Origin of the sequence: Fusibacter bizertensis (assembly GCF_029914245.1) — a bacterium.
Classification (GTDB): Bacteria; Bacillota; Clostridia; order Peptostreptococcales; family Acidaminobacteraceae; genus Fusibacter_C; species Fusibacter_C bizertensis.
Map to the genome: position 1 here is coordinate 16818 of NZ_JARYZI010000003.1, position 16338 is coordinate 33155.

Annotated in this window: 13 protein-coding genes and 1 other annotated feature; all 13 genes read right to left on the bottom strand. The window is 34.2% G+C overall.

Annotated features, from left to right (window positions below; all coding sequences use genetic code 11):
• Nucleotides 1-26: 26 nt before the first annotated feature.
• Nucleotides 27-2480, bottom strand: a complete 2454-nt coding sequence (locus tag QE109_RS05345) for a U32 family peptidase (RefSeq protein WP_281093382.1) — start codon at nucleotides 2478-2480, stop codon at nucleotides 27-29.
• A gap of 52 nt (nucleotides 2481-2532) precedes the next feature.
• Nucleotides 2533-3078 carry a cell division protein ZapA gene (locus tag QE109_RS05350; protein WP_281093383.1) on the bottom strand — a complete coding sequence of 182 codons (546 nt, stop codon included), beginning with the start codon at nucleotides 3076-3078 and terminating at the stop codon, nucleotides 2533-2535.
• Nucleotides 3079-3156: 78 nt separating this feature from the next.
• A complete protein-coding gene (locus tag QE109_RS05355; protein WP_281093384.1) occupies nucleotides 3157-3531 on the bottom strand; it encodes a PTS sugar transporter subunit IIB in 375 nt (124 codons plus the stop codon).
• Between the two features lie 28 nt (nucleotides 3532-3559).
• Nucleotides 3560-4396 (bottom strand): CvfB family protein, encoded by an 837-nt coding sequence (locus QE109_RS05360; RefSeq protein ID WP_281093385.1) that lies wholly within the window; start codon nucleotides 4394-4396, stop codon nucleotides 3560-3562.
• Nucleotides 4397-4649: 253 nt separating this feature from the next.
• The gene (locus QE109_RS05365; protein WP_281093695.1) at nucleotides 4650-4850 is read right to left on the bottom strand and encodes a cold-shock protein; all 201 of its coding nucleotides are present in this window, start codon (nucleotides 4848-4850) and stop codon (nucleotides 4650-4652) included.
• 231 nt (nucleotides 4851-5081) lie between these two features.
• Nucleotides 5082-6701 (bottom strand): ABC-F family ATP-binding cassette domain-containing protein, encoded by a 1620-nt coding sequence (locus QE109_RS05370; RefSeq protein WP_281093386.1) that lies wholly within the window; start codon nucleotides 6699-6701, stop codon nucleotides 5082-5084.
• 114 nt (nucleotides 6702-6815) lie between these two features.
• Nucleotides 6816-8156 carry an MATE family efflux transporter gene (locus tag QE109_RS05375; protein WP_281093387.1) on the bottom strand — a complete coding sequence of 447 codons (1341 nt, stop codon included), beginning with the start codon at nucleotides 8154-8156 and terminating at the stop codon, nucleotides 6816-6818.
• Nucleotides 8157-8364: 208 nt separating this feature from the next.
• Nucleotides 8365-10755, bottom strand: coding sequence for a phenylalanine--tRNA ligase subunit beta (gene pheT / locus QE109_RS05380; protein ID WP_281093388.1), 2391 nt, complete (start codon nucleotides 10753-10755; stop codon nucleotides 8365-8367).
• 26 nt (nucleotides 10756-10781) lie between these two features.
• A complete protein-coding gene (pheS, locus tag QE109_RS05385; protein ID WP_281093389.1) occupies nucleotides 10782-11801 on the bottom strand; it encodes a phenylalanine--tRNA ligase subunit alpha in 1020 nt (339 codons plus the stop codon).
• Between the two features lie 49 nt (nucleotides 11802-11850).
• Nucleotides 11851-12060: a binding site (T-box leader), on the bottom strand.
• Between the two features lie 64 nt (nucleotides 12061-12124).
• The gene (locus QE109_RS05390) at nucleotides 12125-12940 is read right to left on the bottom strand and encodes a TrmH family RNA methyltransferase (protein WP_281093390.1); all 816 of its coding nucleotides are present in this window, start codon (nucleotides 12938-12940) and stop codon (nucleotides 12125-12127) included.
• Between the two features lie 47 nt (nucleotides 12941-12987).
• Complete coding sequence (locus tag QE109_RS05395) at nucleotides 12988-13635, bottom strand: potassium channel family protein (RefSeq protein ID WP_281093391.1); 648 nt, start codon at nucleotides 13633-13635, stop codon at nucleotides 12988-12990.
• 36 nt (nucleotides 13636-13671) lie between these two features.
• Complete coding sequence (locus QE109_RS05400) at nucleotides 13672-15027, bottom strand: TrkH family potassium uptake protein (protein WP_281093392.1); 1356 nt, start codon at nucleotides 15025-15027, stop codon at nucleotides 13672-13674.
• A 156-nt stretch (nucleotides 15028-15183) separates the two neighbouring features.
• Nucleotides 15184-16185 carry a phosphate acetyltransferase gene (gene pta, locus QE109_RS05405; protein ID WP_281093393.1) on the bottom strand — a complete coding sequence of 334 codons (1002 nt, stop codon included), beginning with the start codon at nucleotides 16183-16185 and terminating at the stop codon, nucleotides 15184-15186.
• Nucleotides 16186-16338: the final 153 nt, after the last annotated feature.

Here is a 16338-nt window from a genome sequence, read left to right on the forward strand (position 1 = left end):
ACTATTAATGCTACTTTACTCAGAATTTATTCGATTCCTTTTATAAAATTTCCTTTTGTGTGTAGTTCGTGATCAAATCGATTTTGATCTCTTATTTCGTCAACAGAATCACTCTCTAAAATTGAAGATAACAGACGACTACAATCAAAATTATAACAATCCATTGCAAGTCTATATTGGTAAACTCCAATTTTTTCTAGCGCTTTGATTTGGTCAATCAAATTTATTTTTTGGTCAGACATAACTTCAGCACGGCAATGCTCTGGATCGCAAAATAATGGATATGCAAGATTGTGATCATCAACTAATGCAAACTCATTCTTTTTACATAGCATACACTTGTCATGTCCAACAAATGCGCCTCCAACCGGACAATATTCAGACAACATAAGTGGTAAATGTCCATATATAAAAGCACTACTGCAATTTTTAAATTTTGGATTGAGTTTTGTATTGCTAGTTTTGATTTCCTCTTTTGTCATTTCAGTTGACCATACAAAACTTTTGATATTCTGTCCTTCGAGTTGTTTTACTGCAGAGGAATTAATAATATTTAAAGGGTAGTCTGCTTCAACTTCAAATGCATATGGCGCTAACAGTTCAAGTTGTCCAATATGAGATATTCTAATAAAACCATTTGGTCTTGTATTGTGATATCGTTTTAAAAAAAGTTGAATCTCAACTTTATCATCACTCCTTATAATTCTTGGAAGAAGTGGAATCACATCGTAGCTTAAAAGAGCTTCGAAATTTTGATTAAATCCTTTAAAGTCATTGAGATATAACTTAACTTCAAATGATTTTGAATTAAAATCTAAATTTTCAAGTTGAGATAATTTTTGGTTCAAATGGTTGGCATCTCTAAAAATCAGATGAAATGAATTTACTGTATTTTGCAGTTCATCTTTATTTATTATTGAATCATCATTATTTTTTATCGCTTTTATGCTCTGATCATTGCTTTTTCTCCGATTATACCTAACTGATTGCATACTCAAAAATTCTTCGATACATCTTCTTCTCATAGCATTAAGTTCGCTAACTGGTATACTCACCTCAGTATCAATCGTACAAATAACACTTTCAATTGCGACAGGCGTTCCACCAAGTTTTGAAAGCTGTTCAACAACGCGTTCTTCATTCAAGGCTTTAGAGATTGCTCTTTCCACTATTTTATCAGAGTTAATCGTAATTTTAGTTGCTTTTGGATCAGAAAATTCACCAATTAAGACTGGATTTTGACCGAGTTTTGCTTCGAAACAAAACTTGACGAAGTATATTATTTTCTGGATTTCGCTATTTTTTAACATTTCATCGATAAAAGTCTTGTCATATGTTTTATATAAAACAGCATTTTCTGGTACCTTATGTTTAAATGGGATTTTAACAAACGTTTCTGAAGCGGCCGTTTGCACACGTGTATCACCGATCATAATCACATCGGCCCTTGTACCAACTGTTTTTCCTTTAAAACGATATTGTAGTTCATCACCTTTGTTGAGTTGATCTAAAAGTTGAAGTGTCATCTTCCCATCACTAATTGAAATCACCTTAGCTGCAGGTGTCCCGTATGAACTCGGAATTTCAAAATTCATTAGTTTCTCATAAGGTGTATCGAACATAAAACCATTGCTGAGTTGTCTATTAAAAGTTCTCTTGAAGTTATCTCCACTTACTTCGTCAAATCCCTCGTCTAATCCACGTCTGTAGGATGATATTACTGAATAAACATAATCTGCGCCTTTCATTCTACCTTCAATTTTAAGTGATATATTATCCAAAGTTTTGAGTTTTTCGATCTGATCATATGTCATCAAATCTTTAGGACTCATGAAAAAGGCATCATCAGTTTGAAATCCTGTCGATAAGTTTTTTACCTTGTATGCTTTTCTGCATGGCTGTGCGCAAGCACCTCTATTTCCACTTCTTCCGCCAATGTAACTACTCATTAAGCATTGTCCTGAATACGATATGCAAAGTGCGCCATGTACAAAAAATTCGATTTCAAGATTTGTATTTTGGCTTATTGACTCAATTTCTTGAAAACTCAATTCACGCGAGAGAACAACACGTGAAAACCCCATCCTTTCAGCATATTTAACACCTTCAAGATCATGAAATGTCATCTGTGTGCTCGCATGACAATGAAGTTCAGGAAAACGTTCTCTTATTTCCATGAGCAAACCAATATCCTGTAGAATAACTGCATCTACATCATTCTCATATAAAAATTTGATGAAGTTCATCACATCTACAAATTCTTCTTCTTTTATCAACGTATTAACCGTTACATATACAGAAACACTCATCATATGGCAGTAACTAATAACTTCTTTTAGCTCATCATCGGTGAAATTAGATGCCGAACGTCTTGCACCAAAAGATTTCCCGCCTAAATACACTGCGTTTGCGCCTGCGTTTACTGCTGCAACTAGAGCTTCTTTAGAACCTGCTGGTGCTAACAATTCAATTTTATTCATATCCACCTCATATTTACATAAAAATAGCGCCTTTGTCCAAGGCGCCTAATGTTTATTTCGTCGTTTCATCATCAAAATCAATCATACTAGACTGACCTTCTTTATGAGAAAACTCTTTTTCAAGCTCAAGAACTTCATTTCTCGATTTTCTTAAATTTTCTTCCTTTGTACGTAAATCTATATCCAGTTTGTCCATACGCTTTTTAAGCTGCGCAACGCCCGTCTCATATATATTGGAAGAGTCAATTAATCTCGAAAATTCTTGTATCATTTTTTCGTATGCCTGACTACGTTTTTCGTACTCGGAAACAACAGCACCCAATTCATCTCTAGCACTTTTCAACTCATACTGTGGTGAATTGATTCGCTTTTCCAACTCTTCTTTTTCGATGATTACTTTAAATAACTCATCTGCGATATTCAGAGCAGTTAAAACACCAATCATTGAGGTACTTAGCTTTTTATTTCCATTATAGGTTTCTCTCATTTTGTCATCGACAAAATTAGCAACACGCTGCATGTGCTCACGCGCATCTTCGCTCACTAAAGTATAATCTCTATCCATTATTTTGACGGTTACTTTATTTTTATCGCTCATTTGATCACCCCTATAACTAACTCTCTTTCTATTATACTAAATAAATTAAAATTTTAACATAAAAATGGTGTTTTTTTGCTATTTTATTAGATTAAAGCACTCTTTAACTGCAAGTTCTGCAAAAGTGACAGGTTCAATTGCAATACATTTAATGTCATTTCCATGACTTAGCTCACGCATTGCCGCTAACATGTAACGAACCTGAGGTGCAAGTAAAATAGTATCAATTTTTACAAAGCTACTATCCATCGCATCTTTAGTAATCTCTGTAGCAGGTGCAAACAAAAACAAATAATCTACATCTAGATATTTAGAAATTGCTTTTTTGTCATATAAAACACCACCAAAATCTATACCCGCTTTATAGCCCTCGGTTTCAGCAGCTGCTGCTAAAGATTTTAAGAAATGTTGTCCTGAGAGTCCGCCATTACATACCATCAAAATGACCTTCAAATATAACCACCTATCCTTTTACAAAAATCTAATCCAATAAACGAATGCCTTCTTCAAATATTTGAATTTTTCCTTCTTTTAACAATCTACCTACTGCTCGCTTAAATGCGCGCTTACTGATGTTCAATTTTCGTTTGATATCTTCTGGTTCACTTTCATCATTGAGATATAACACGCCTTCTGAATCGGTAAGAGCTTTCATAATGATATCAATATCATCATTAATTTGAACAGCCGATTTTTCTTTAACACTTAAATTTACTTTACCATCTTCACGAACTTTAGTAATTCTCGCTTCAATTTTCGCACCTTCTTTAATCTCTTTATAAAGCTCATGCTTAGGAATAAGTCCGTGGTAACGATCATCCACTGCAAAAAAAGCACCCATTTCTGGTTTGATTTCGTAAACAGTACCTTTAACGTGCTCACCTACCTTAAAATGGCTTGCATCTTGTAAATGATTGAAAATTTTCATACTTGCACTTAATTGGTCTTGGTTGTCCAAATATGCGATCACCAAAACTTTGCGCCCCTTTTGAGGTTTTCCCTTAGTTTCGTTGTACGGCATATACAAATCTTTGTCCAATCCCATATTGAGGAAATAACCACTTTTTATACTACTTACCACTTCAAGGTACGCTATTTCACCTAAAGATATAAGTGGTGTTTGGATCGTTGCAGTTAATCTTTGTTCAGAATCTCTATATATAAATACCGTTAATTCATCATCAAGTTTCAAATCCTTTGGTGCAAATTTATTTGGAAGTAACACCTCAAATTCACCATTTTTCTCGTTGCTTAAAAATGGTCCAAAATCGGAAAATCGATTGACATATGCCTTTTGAATCTTACCTATTGCAAACATGTCTTCAGCTCCTTATCTTATAGTCTGATAATCATTATATCATTTTTTATGCCATTGTAAATGCTGTATGTATACATACCCGATTATCAAGCCATAACACAGTTTAGAAACCAAGTTAATGAAAATCTAATCGTGATTCACTAAAAAACAATGAAACAAACCTTCTCATATATTAACTATAGTTTCTATCTTAATAAGAAACAAGTTGTGACTTCAATAAAAAAAGCCTCGGAAAATCCGAGGCCTTTGTAAATTATCTAATTGGTGTTACGTTTTCTGCTTGAGGACCTTTAGGACCTTGAGCGATAGTAAAGCTTACTGGCTCGCCTTCTTCTAAAGATTTAAAGCCTTCTTTGTTGATTTGTGAGAAATGTACGAATACATCATTACCATCTTCACCAGTGATGAAACCAAATCCTTTTTCTGAGTTAAACCATTTTACTGTTCCGTTAATCATTTTTGTTCCTCCAAAATTTTTAATTCCTAGAAAACCTAAACTGTACACCATTAATAAAATTTTGGAAGCTCGGTAATCATACGAAAACATAGGTTCCAACTTATTAACTTTCTTGTTACAGGTGAATCTAAGGTACAATTAATGATACACTTTTTGTGATATCAATGCAAGTATTTTGATAAAGTTTTAGAGAAATTTCTGCAATATTATGATTTTTCTGAACTGATTCTAATTTTTGTACATCTCTTCAATTTGTTGTTGAATCTCATCGGAATCCAAGAATTCATCAAACTCCATTGGCTTATCAAACAAGCCATTTGGTGTAATTTCAATTACTCTATTGGCAATAGTTTCAATAAATTTATGGTCATGAGAAGTAAACATCATTGTACCTTTGAATGCAATAAGTCCGTTATTAACAGCTTCTATTGATTCAAGGTCCAAGTGATTTGTAGGCTCATCTAGAATTATTACATTAGCTTTTGAAAGCATCAATTTAGAAAACATGCAACGTACTTTTTCACCACCCGATAAAACACTTGATCTTTTTAAAGGTTCATCACCTGAGAACAACATCTTACCTAAAAATCCACGGATAAAAGTTTCAGTTTTTTCTTCTGAGAACTGTCTTAACCAATCGATAAGGTTCATATCAGCACCTTCAAAAAACTCAGTATTATCTTTTGGTAGATACGCTTGAGAAGTAGTAACACCCCATTTAAAAGTTCCTTCATCAGCAGTTTCTTCACCCATTAAAATTTTGAAAAGCATTGTTCTCGCTAATTCATTCCTACTCATAAAGACAATTTTATCACCTTTATTAACTGTGAAGCTTACGTTATCAAGTACTTTTACGCCATCTACCGTCTTTGATAACCCTTCGACTAATAAAATATCTTTTCCAGCTTCTCTCTCAGGTGTAAATCCTACAAATGGATATCTTCTAGATGAAGGCTGAATATCTTCAATATTGATCTTTTCAAGCATCTTTTTACGTGAAGTAGCTTGTTTTGCTTTCGAAGCATTTGAGCTAAAACGCGCAATAAAGTCCTGTAATTCTTTTACCTTCTCTTCTTTTTTCTTATTCTGTTCTTTTAGTAATCTTGACATCAATTGGCTAGATTCATACCAGAAATCATAGTTACCAACAAACATTTTTGCTTTTCCAAAATCGATATCAAGCATATGCGTACACACGTTATTTAAAAAGTGTCTATCATGCGAAACAACAATTATTGTTTTTTCATAGTTGATTAAAAACTCTTCTAACCACTTGATTGCTTTGAAATCCAAATGGTTAGTTGGTTCATCCATGAGTAAAATATCTGGTGTACCAAATAGGGATTGTGCCAATAGGATCTTAACCTTATCATCTGAGTGAACATCAGCCATTTGTTTAGTGAAACAGCTTGGTGTAACGCCAAGTCCATTCAATAATTTCTCAGCATTAGACTCCGCATCCCAACCATCAAGTTCAGCGAACTCGCCTTCCAAGATAGCTGCTCTCATCCCATCATCTTCAGTAAAATCTTCTTTAGAATAAAGTTCATCTTTTTCTTTCATGATGTCATAGAGTCTTTTATGTCCCATGATCACTGTATCCATAACAGAAAAAGCATCAAATTCAAAGTGATCCTGTTTTAAAACTGCAAGTCTTTCTCCAGGTGTAATAAATATTTCACCAGTTGAAGGTTCAATATCACCCGAGAGAATTCTTAAGAAAGTAGATTTACCTGCTCCATTTGCTCCAATTACACCATAACAGTTTCCGGGTGTAAATTTTAAATTAACTTCATCAAAAAGTTTGCGATCGCTAAATCTCAAACTAACATTCGTAACTTGTATCACGTTAATAGCCACCTTTCAAATAATATCCGTTCAACAGTGCTTTTGCACTTTATAACACTCAACTATTAATTATATCAGCTTTTATACTTTGTTCAATGGTTTTACTAAATATAACTAACCTGTAACGATTCGTTTTCCTCTCCATTTACCTGATTTCAACCTAAAGAACATTATTACACCTCTTAGGATTTCATCTGCAGCCATTGCAATCCATATTCCCACCAAGCCTAAGCCAAAGTGAATCCCTAAAACATAAGCAAACAAAGTACTCACTAACCACATTGAAAATATACCTACGCCAACTGGAAAATTAACATCTCCTGCTGCTTTTAAGGCAGAAATAATCACAAGATTAGACACTCTGCCAATTTCTACAAAAATATCAATCAGTAAAATAGTCGCTCCTAAAGTTACTATCTCTTTATTTGAGCTGAAAATACCAATTAATTTGTAACGTAATGTAATAAATATAAGAGATATTACCACAGTATATGCAAGAGATTGCCTAAATGATTTTAATGTAATACGGTATGCAGCATCTTCCTTACCCGCTCCTACTAACTGGCCTACTACAATTTGATTCGCCTGTGCGATTGCCATTGAACCAAGGAATGTAAACCAAACAATGATTTGGACATAAATTTTTGTTGTAACCGTGGTTGTACCCATCATATTAATAAACGTAAAAATAACCATTTGTGAAAACTGATATGATATCGGTTCACCTGCTGATGGTAATCCTAATTTCATAAACTGCTTAAAAAGCTGTTTAGGAAAAGGGAGTAAATGCTTTATTTTAACTGACATGTTTAAATTTTTGATGAGAATCACTACCATGATGAGTACTGCAAGACCTCTACTGAGTACTGTGGAAATCGCAACACCTTTAACACCTAAAATTGGAAGACCGAATGGACCAAAAAGGAATGTATAATTACCAATAATATTGACAATATTCATCAAAATAGCAAGATACATAGAAAGCTTGGTAATGCCATGACTTTTTAAAATAACCGATGACAAACTAAAGAAAGCTGGTACAAAAAGAAAAGTCATAATCACACTCAAATATGCCTTTGCATCGACAAACAGTTCCTTTGGCATCTTAACTAAATTAAAGAAATCCGCTTGGAAAACAGAAAAAGACAATCCCAACATAAGTGCTAAAACCAAGTTCATGCCATAACCAAGTGTATAGATCTTATTTAGGTCCTCTTTTTTTGAAGCCCCTATATACTGAGCAACCATAATCCCGGTTGCAGCAGAAGTAATGTTAAATAAAATTAAAAGCGTGTTTGTAATTTGATTGGCATTTCCAACCGCTGCTACTGCTGAATCTGAATATTTACTCAGCATAATCGCATCTACATTTCCCATAAACATAAACAACAGTAATTCAATAAATATAGGAACTGCTAACTTAACTGGATTTGTATTTTCATCTATTCTCGACATAATGCCTCACTTATTCTTTATCAAGTTCTGTGTGTTAAAAATGATCTAACCAACATCATCATAACTTAGTTGTTTTAAAGTTTCCACTCCTAATTCATGTGAAATAATCCATTAAAATTCACATTCAATCAATCATTTAAATCAATTTTGTGAAAACTAAAAACGAATCTCAAATAAAATATTTGAGATTCGTCAATAACCGCTATAACTAACGTAATTGAGCTCCTATTTTTTCTTCCAATGCCTTGAGCACTTTATTAAAAATTTTATTGACTTCTTCATCAATCAACGTTCTGTCTTCTGCTCTAAAGATCAACTCATACGCAACCGACTTATACCCCTCAGTAATTTGCTTGCCTTTATACATATCAAACATTTTTACTGATTCAAGTAAATGGCCTGCTGTTTCTTTTACAATATTTTCAATCTGCATCGAAGTGATTTCATCACTAACCAACACAGCTATATCTCTTTCAACGGCAGGGTATTTAGGAATTGCTTTATATTTTTTATCTTCTCTCGCTAATTGAAGCAAAATATTATAATCAAGATCGGCAACATATGCTCTCTCAGACAAATCGTAATTCTCCAAAACATGTGGATGAATCTCACCCATAATGCCTAAAACATGGCCATTCCATATAATATTTGCACATCTACCTTTATGATAAGTTGGGTGATTCGTTTCTTTTTCAAAATAATAGTCTGTTATTCCTAATCCCTTTAAGACACTTTCTACTATTCCTTTTAAAGTAAAGAAATCCTCATGTTCACCTATCATTCCAACAACCATTGCCTCTTTTTCAATTGGTAAACTAACAACAGGAGTTTCTTTAGGGACAAATATACTTCCAATTTCAAAGATTTTTACATTTTTGTTTTTTCTATTATTATTACGCGCTAAAACTTCAAGAACATTAGGCACCATCGTCGAGCGCATCACGCTAAATTCTTCACCTAACGGATTGATAAGTTCAACTTGTTGTCTAAGCATGCTTGTTTCAGATACATTAATCTTATCAAGATCTTTTTTTGAGACAAATGAGTAAGATAAAATTTCGTCAACCCCATTTGCCAACAACTCAAATTTAACACGATCTTTAATAAGTTGCGCATTTGTTTTTGCCCCCCAAACATTTAGTTTAGGTAAAGTCATCTTAATTTTATCGTATCCATAAATTCTGGCAACTTCTTCAACCAAGTCTATTTCTTTACTTAAATCTAGTCTATAGTGTGGCACAACTGCCGTTAAACCCTCTTCTTTTTCTGTTTTAATGTCTAGTTTTGCTAATATTTCTATCACTTGACTTTCAACCAGTTCTGAACCAATAACACGATTGATGCCCTCAACTGTATATGGAATTTTTACTTGTTTTTCACCATTTGGATAAACGTCAATCGTACCTGGCAAAATCACACCAGCTTTAAGTTGTTCAATCAAGTAACAAACTCTGTTTACAACTTCCATTGGCAATACATTACTTACGCCTTTTTCAAAGCGTGAAGAAGCTTCAGTTCTTAAACCTAACTCTTTAGATGTTTTTCTTATGCTTGATTTATCAAAACTCGCCACTTCTATCAACACTTTTTTTGTAGTCTCTTTTATCTCAGTGTTTGCACCACCCATTACGCCAGCAATGCCTATTGTTTTCTTTTCATCAGCAATGACTAGCATCTCTGAAGTAAGGATACGTTCTTTACCATCTAAGGTTTCAAAGAGCTCCCCTTCACCAGCACGCTTTACAATAACTATACCATTTGAAAGTGAATCTAAATCAAATGCGTGTATAGGTTGACCATATTCAAGCATAACATAGTTTGTAATATCTACTATATTATTAATCGGTCTCATACCAGCTTGCATTAATCGAAGTTGTAGCCACATTGGCGACGGTTCAACTTTTATATCTGTCACAACTTTTGCAACATAGCGTGAGCAAAGATCAGAATCTTTGATCTCAACACTTGCATATTGATCTATAACTGAAGCATTATTTTCAACATAAACTTTAGGCAACTCAGCTTTCAAATCAAAACTTGCAGCAATTTCACGTGCCATCCCTACCATGCTTAGACAATCTGGTCTATTGGGCGTAATTTCAAATTCAACCACTGATTGGTCTAAATCTAGAGCTTCTAAGATATTCATGCCTAGAGGATATTCGCGATCGAGAATTAAAATACCATCATCAAATTCTTTTGGAATATTTGAACTTTCGAAACCCATTTCTTCAAGCGAACATAACATGCCGTTAGAAACTTCACCTCTAAGTTTACCTTTTTTTATCTTGATCTTTCCGGCAATAATAGCGCCATGAATAGCAACTGGGATCACTGCCCCTTCAAAAACATTGGTTGCACCTGTAACGATTTGAAGCACTTCATTACCCACATCAACTTGACATATACAAAGTTTTTCTGCGTTTGGATGAGACGTTATTTTTGTGATTTTACCAACTACAATATTTTCTATATCATCCTTTAGATTGTAACTTCCTTCATTGTTTGAACCCGTCAAAACGAGTTTATCAATTAATTGTCGTTCTTCTATATTTGAGAAATCAACATATTCTTTTATCCATTGCAAAGGTACTCTCATACTATCCTCCGATCGATTTTATTAGATTAAAACTGTTTGATAAACCTTATGTCGTTCTCGAAAAGAACACGAATATCATCAATTTCATATTTGAGCATCGTAACGCGATCAAGTCCCATCCCAAAAGCAAAGCCATTATACTCTTTTGGATCAATTCCACATTCTTCAAGAACGTTTGGATGTACCATACCGCATCCTAAAATTTCTATCCAGCCGCTTCCTTTACAAAAACGACAACCTTCGCCTCCACACTTAAAACAAGATACATCTACTTCGCCGCTTGGCTCAGTAAATGGAAAATAGTGTGGTCTGAATTTTGTCTTTGTTTGGCTTCCGAATAATCTTTTAGCAAACATATCAAGTGTGCCTTTTAAATCTGCCATAGTAATGTTTTTATCAATTACTAGTCCTTCGATCTGGTGGAACATCGGAGAGTGTGTCGCATCGATCTCGTCGTTTCTAAAACAACGTCCTGGTGCAATAATCTTGATTGGTGGTTGCTGACTCTTCATCGTTCTCACTTGAATTGGAGAAGTTTGAGTTCTCAAAAGAAGATCTTCAGTTATATAAAATGTATCAGATAAGCTTCTAGACGGATGATCAACAGGTGCGTTGAGTGCGTCAAAGTTATGATAAACAGTTTCTATTTCAGGTCCTTCAGCAATTTTAAATCCCATCCCTAAGAAAATCTCTATCGCTTCATCAAGTGCGACATTGATAGGATGTTTATGCCCTCTAAGTGTTCCTTTTGATGGCATCGTTACATCTATCGACTCTTTTTCAAGTTGATTCTCAATTTCAAGCTGTTTCTTATCATCAGTAACAGATTCTAGTAAATTTTCAATTTGCTCTCTGATCTCATTGGCAACTTTACCCACCAAAGGTCTCTCTTCTTGAGAAAGGTCCTTCATATTTTTCAACACTAAAGTGACTTCACCTTTTTTTCCCAAGTATTTGATTCTTAAGTCTTCAAGCTCTTTTAAAGCTTTAGCATTTACTATTTCTTCTTTAGCTTGTAGCAATAAAGCTTGCAGTTTTTCTTTCATTTCCAAATCCTCCTACACCTTATTTTAAGCACAAAAAAACCTCATCCCCTAATGGGACGAAGTTATCTCCGCGGTACCACCCAAATTAATTGCTATAACGCAACTCACTCGATTCCTTAACGCGGACTACGTTACTCCCTACTAATTTCAAGAGCACATCTCCAGAGTGAACTTCAGCCTCATCAACATGGAGATTCTCACCATTCTCTCCCTCTCTTTGTGTCGATAAAAAACTTACTCTCTCTTTCACAGATTTTACATGTTTTCAATATCGCTATCATAACACAATTTCAAAACGTGAACAAGTTTTTTTCTAGTTATTCTTACAGCGAATTAAGTTTGTACATCATTATACCTGCTGCTACTGCAGCATTTAAGGACTCCGCTTTACCAAAAATAGGTATTTTAACTTTGTTATCAGCCATGTTAAGGATTTCTGCTGACACACCATTGGCTTCGTTGCCAATTATCAAACAATTACGTGACTTATAGCAGCTTGATTCTCCGTAGTCCTTTGCACCCTCAAGTGCTGTTGCAATTATATTAAAACCATATGTTTTCAATTCTGAAATAGCTACCTCAACTTCTTCAAGTGCGATTAATTTAATATTTAAAATAGAGCCTGCAGTGCTTCTTACTACTTTGGGACTATAAGCGTCAACAGTTCCTTTAGCCAATAAAACAAATTCAATTCCAGCTGCATCTGCAGTTCTGATAATCGTACCTAAATTACCAGGATCTTGCACGCGATCTAGTAGTAAAATATTGAGTTTTGTTTTATCTGCCATAGATTTTTCAATGAAATCAATTTCCAATACCTCTGGCATATTTATAACACCTAAAAATCCTTGAGACTGTTCTGTTTGAGTTATTTCTTTAAATAGATGAGATGGAAACACAAAAACTTCTGCAGCTTCCAGATAAAAGTTTTGGGCTTTCAGTTCCATTTGATTCCAAGAATCTATATCAAACAATAATGCTTCAAACTTTAGTTTCAGCTCAATTGCTGTATCAATATACCGTTGCCCTTCAAGCAAATAAAGTCTCTCAGATTCTCTATACTTTTTCATATTGAGTGACTTAAATCTTTTGAAATACTTATTTTTATTTGAAGTAATCTCATTAATTGAGCTGTTCATTATTGCCTCCAATTTTAAAAAGTGACGTCTCAAGGACGTCACAAATTTTAATTTTTCTCTATTTTTTTAAGATCGGCATTGTTACCAATTACTATGAGAATATCGTCTTTTAAAAGTACACGATCAGGTTCAACGTTAATATCCACATGATCATCTCTTCTAATTGCAATAACGGATATCTGATAGCGTCGTCTCATGTTAATTTCGACAAGTGTTTTCCCAACCCACTCATCATTCATCTTAATCTCTAAGATGCTATATTCTGGTGCTAAGTCAATTAAGTCAAGTACATTACTAGAAACTAAACTCTTGGCTATTTTTACACCCATCTCTTTTTCAGGGAATACAACTCTATTTGCACCTATTTTATAGAGCACTTTCGCATGAGCTGGATTTTGAGCTTTTGCAACAATGTGCTTTACTCCAAGCTCTTTAACCAACAAAGTCACCAGTATAGATGATTGTATGTCAGAGCCGATAGTAACAATTGCAACATCAAAATTTCTAATTCCAAGTGCTTTAATTGCATTTTCATCAGTTGCATCTGCTTGTACTGCATAAGTTACTTTATTGGCTATATTTTGAATAACATCTTCTTTATCGTCTACGACCATTACTTCGCTTCCTAATTCAGCGAGTTTAATTGCGACACTTTGACCAAATCTTCCGCATCCTATTACAACAAATTGCTTCACATTATACCTCCGAATTTATATAATTGCATCATTTGATTAACCTACGATTATTTTACCTTCTGGATATCTTAATAAGTCTTTTTTATTTTGAGAAGCTTTCTTGCTAATAGCAATAACAATTGTTAAAGGACCTAATCTACCAAGGAACATCATAATTGTTAAAATAATTTTACCCATCACACCTAAATATGGTGTAATTCCCAAAGATAAACCTACGGTACCAAATGCACTCATCGTTTCAAATACAATCTGTTCTAATGAAAAATTACCCTCAAACACAGTCATCATGAAAGTCATAATCACCACTAAAAATGAAGATATAAACACAATTGCCAAGGCTTTGCTAACCGCCTCTTTTGAAATTCTACGATTTGAGAAATTGATATCATCGCTGCCTCTAAAAACCGAAATTACATATAGGATTAACATGCCAAAAGTGGTTGTCTTTATCCCCCCGGCTGTAGAACCTGGCGAACCACCAATAAACATCAAGATCATGGTAATAAAACGTGATGGAACTGTCATATTATTCAGATCTAATGTATTAAAACCAGCAGTTCTTGGTGTAATCGAATGGAACATTGAAGTTATGATTTTTTCACCCAATGTATAGTTCCCTATAGAATTAGGGTTATCAAATTCTAGCACAAAAATAAAAACAAAACCAAATAACAGCAAAGCAGCGGTCATTAGCAATACCAATTTAGTATGAAGCGAAAGTTTCCTATAACTTTTAAATGTTGACAAATCTGCAATTACCGCAAAACCAATACCACCAAGTACAATTAATGCCATAATAACAATATTTACAATTGGATCTCGAGCAAATGGTGTTAGACTTTGATAATTACCCATAATATCAAATCCTGCATTACAAAATGCAGATATCGAGTGGAACACAGAATAGTAAAATCCATTTTTGAAACCATAAAGCGGTACAAATCTTATAGATAAGAGCAGTGCACCTACGATTTCTACAGAGAAGGTCGCCATAATGACATACTTAGTCAGTCTAACAATACCGGATATCGAAAATTGATTAAGCGCTTCTTGCATGATCATACGATTTCTTAGGCCAATTCTCTTGCCAAGCACAATTGCAATTGACGTCGTCATGGTCATAAAACCAAGGCCACCAATTTGAATCATGATCAAAATAATAGTTTTTCCAAATACAGACCAATAGGTCCCAGTGTCAACGACAACTAACCCAGTAACACAAACTGCTGAAGTTGCCGTAAATAACGCATTAATAAAAGATGTGATCTGTCCTGATTGGGAACTGATTGGAAGCATTAATAACAATGCTCCGATGATAATGACACCCCCAAAACTCAATACCATAATCTGTGCCGGTTTTAAAGATCGTGTCATTCTTTGTCTTAATTCCATCGCTGCCTCCAATGATGTAAAAGCATTTTATTTTTCATTGATTCACAACTTACATTGTATCAAAATATACATAAAAAATCAAAAATAAATCGACATGATATAACAGATCATGCCGATTTGATTTCATCTAAAATATAGTATAGTTACTTTTAGAAACTATTTTTTTTGCATTTGCGCTTGTAATGCTGTTAATGCAACAGTTCCAACGATATCGTCAGCATAACAACCTCTTGATAAATCATTAACTGGCATCGCTAGTCCTTGGCATATTGGACCATAAGCATTAGCGTTTGCTAGTCTTTGTACAAGCTTGTATCCAATATTTCCTGCATCTAAATCAGGGAATATAATTACATTTGCTTCACCAGCAACCTTTGATTCCGGTGCTTTTTTCTTACCAACAGAAGCAACGATAGCAGCGTCAAACTGGAGTTCGCCATCAAGTGCTAAGTCAGGTGCTATTTCTTTAGCAATCCTAGTAGCTTCAACCACTTTATCTACATCAGCATGAGATGCTGAGCCTTTTGAAGAAAATGAAAGCATCGCAACTTTTGGCTCAGTGTGTACAAGTGATTCAAAAGTTTTAGCTGAACTTATTGCGATATGTGCTAATTCTTCAGCAGTTGGATTTGGATTAAGTGCACAGTCACCAAAGATAAACAATCCATTTTCGCCATATTCACAATTAGGTACTTCCATTAAAAATACTGCTGAAACAAGTTTTGTTCCAGGTGCAGTCTTTAAAATCTGAAGAGCCGGTCTTAATACATTTGCAGTTGAATTTGCAGCTCCTGCAACCATACCACCTGCAAAGCCCATTTTAACTAACATCACACCAAAGAACAGTTCGCTTTCAAGTAAAATAGCTTTAGCTTCTTCTGGTGTCATACCTTTACTTTTTCTTAGATTTGCAAGTTCTGCTGCAAAAGCATCCATTTGATCAAAATTCTTTGGATCAATGAAAATTGCTTCGTCTATCTTCCACTCACCTGCACCAGCAAGAATTTCATTTCTATCACCTACTAAGATAACCTTAGCAATCCCTTTTTCGATAATCTTATGAGTTGCTTCGATTGTTCTCGGATCAAAAGCTTCAGGCAATACAATTGTTTGAATGTCCTTGCGAGCAATTTCAATTACTTGGTCTAAAAATGCCATAAACACACACTCCTTTATTAATTATTCACACGTTCATTATATGCTATTTAAATAATGTATACAAGATACATCCTCATATTTAATCATCTTTTTTTAGGTTAATTTAATTTGACTTAACCCAGTCATTTAAATGTGTTTCAAGTATTTTGATTG

What these genes read in the sequence shown, in the direction of transcription:
- QE109_RS05345 (WP_281093382.1), bottom strand. Translation starts at nt 2,480, where the DNA reads ATGAATAAAATTGAATTGTTAGCACCAGCAGGTTCTAAAGAAGCTCTA.
- QE109_RS05350 (WP_281093383.1), bottom strand. Translation starts at nt 3,078, where the DNA reads ATGAGCGATAAAAATAAAGTAACCGTCAAAATAATGGATAGAGATTAT.
- QE109_RS05360 (WP_281093385.1), bottom strand. Translation starts at nt 4,396, where the DNA reads ATGTTTGCAATAGGTAAGATTCAAAAGGCATATGTCAATCGATTTTCC.
- QE109_RS05375 (WP_281093387.1), bottom strand. Translation starts at nt 8,156, where the DNA reads ATGTCGAGAATAGATGAAAATACAAATCCAGTTAAGTTAGCAGTTCCT.
- pheT (WP_281093388.1), bottom strand. Translation starts at nt 10,755, where the DNA reads ATGAGAGTACCTTTGCAATGGATAAAAGAATATGTTGATTTCTCAAAT.
- pheS (WP_281093389.1), bottom strand. Translation starts at nt 11,801, where the DNA reads ATGAAAGAAAAACTGCAAGCTTTATTGCTACAAGCTAAAGAAGAAATA.
- QE109_RS05390 (WP_281093390.1), bottom strand. Translation starts at nt 12,940, where the DNA reads ATGAACAGCTCAATTAATGAGATTACTTCAAATAAAAATAAGTATTTC.
- QE109_RS05400 (WP_281093392.1), bottom strand. Translation starts at nt 15,027, where the DNA reads ATGGAATTAAGACAAAGAATGACACGATCTTTAAAACCGGCACAGATT.
- pta (WP_281093393.1), bottom strand. Translation starts at nt 16,185, where the DNA reads ATGGCATTTTTAGACCAAGTAATTGAAATTGCTCGCAAGGACATTCAA.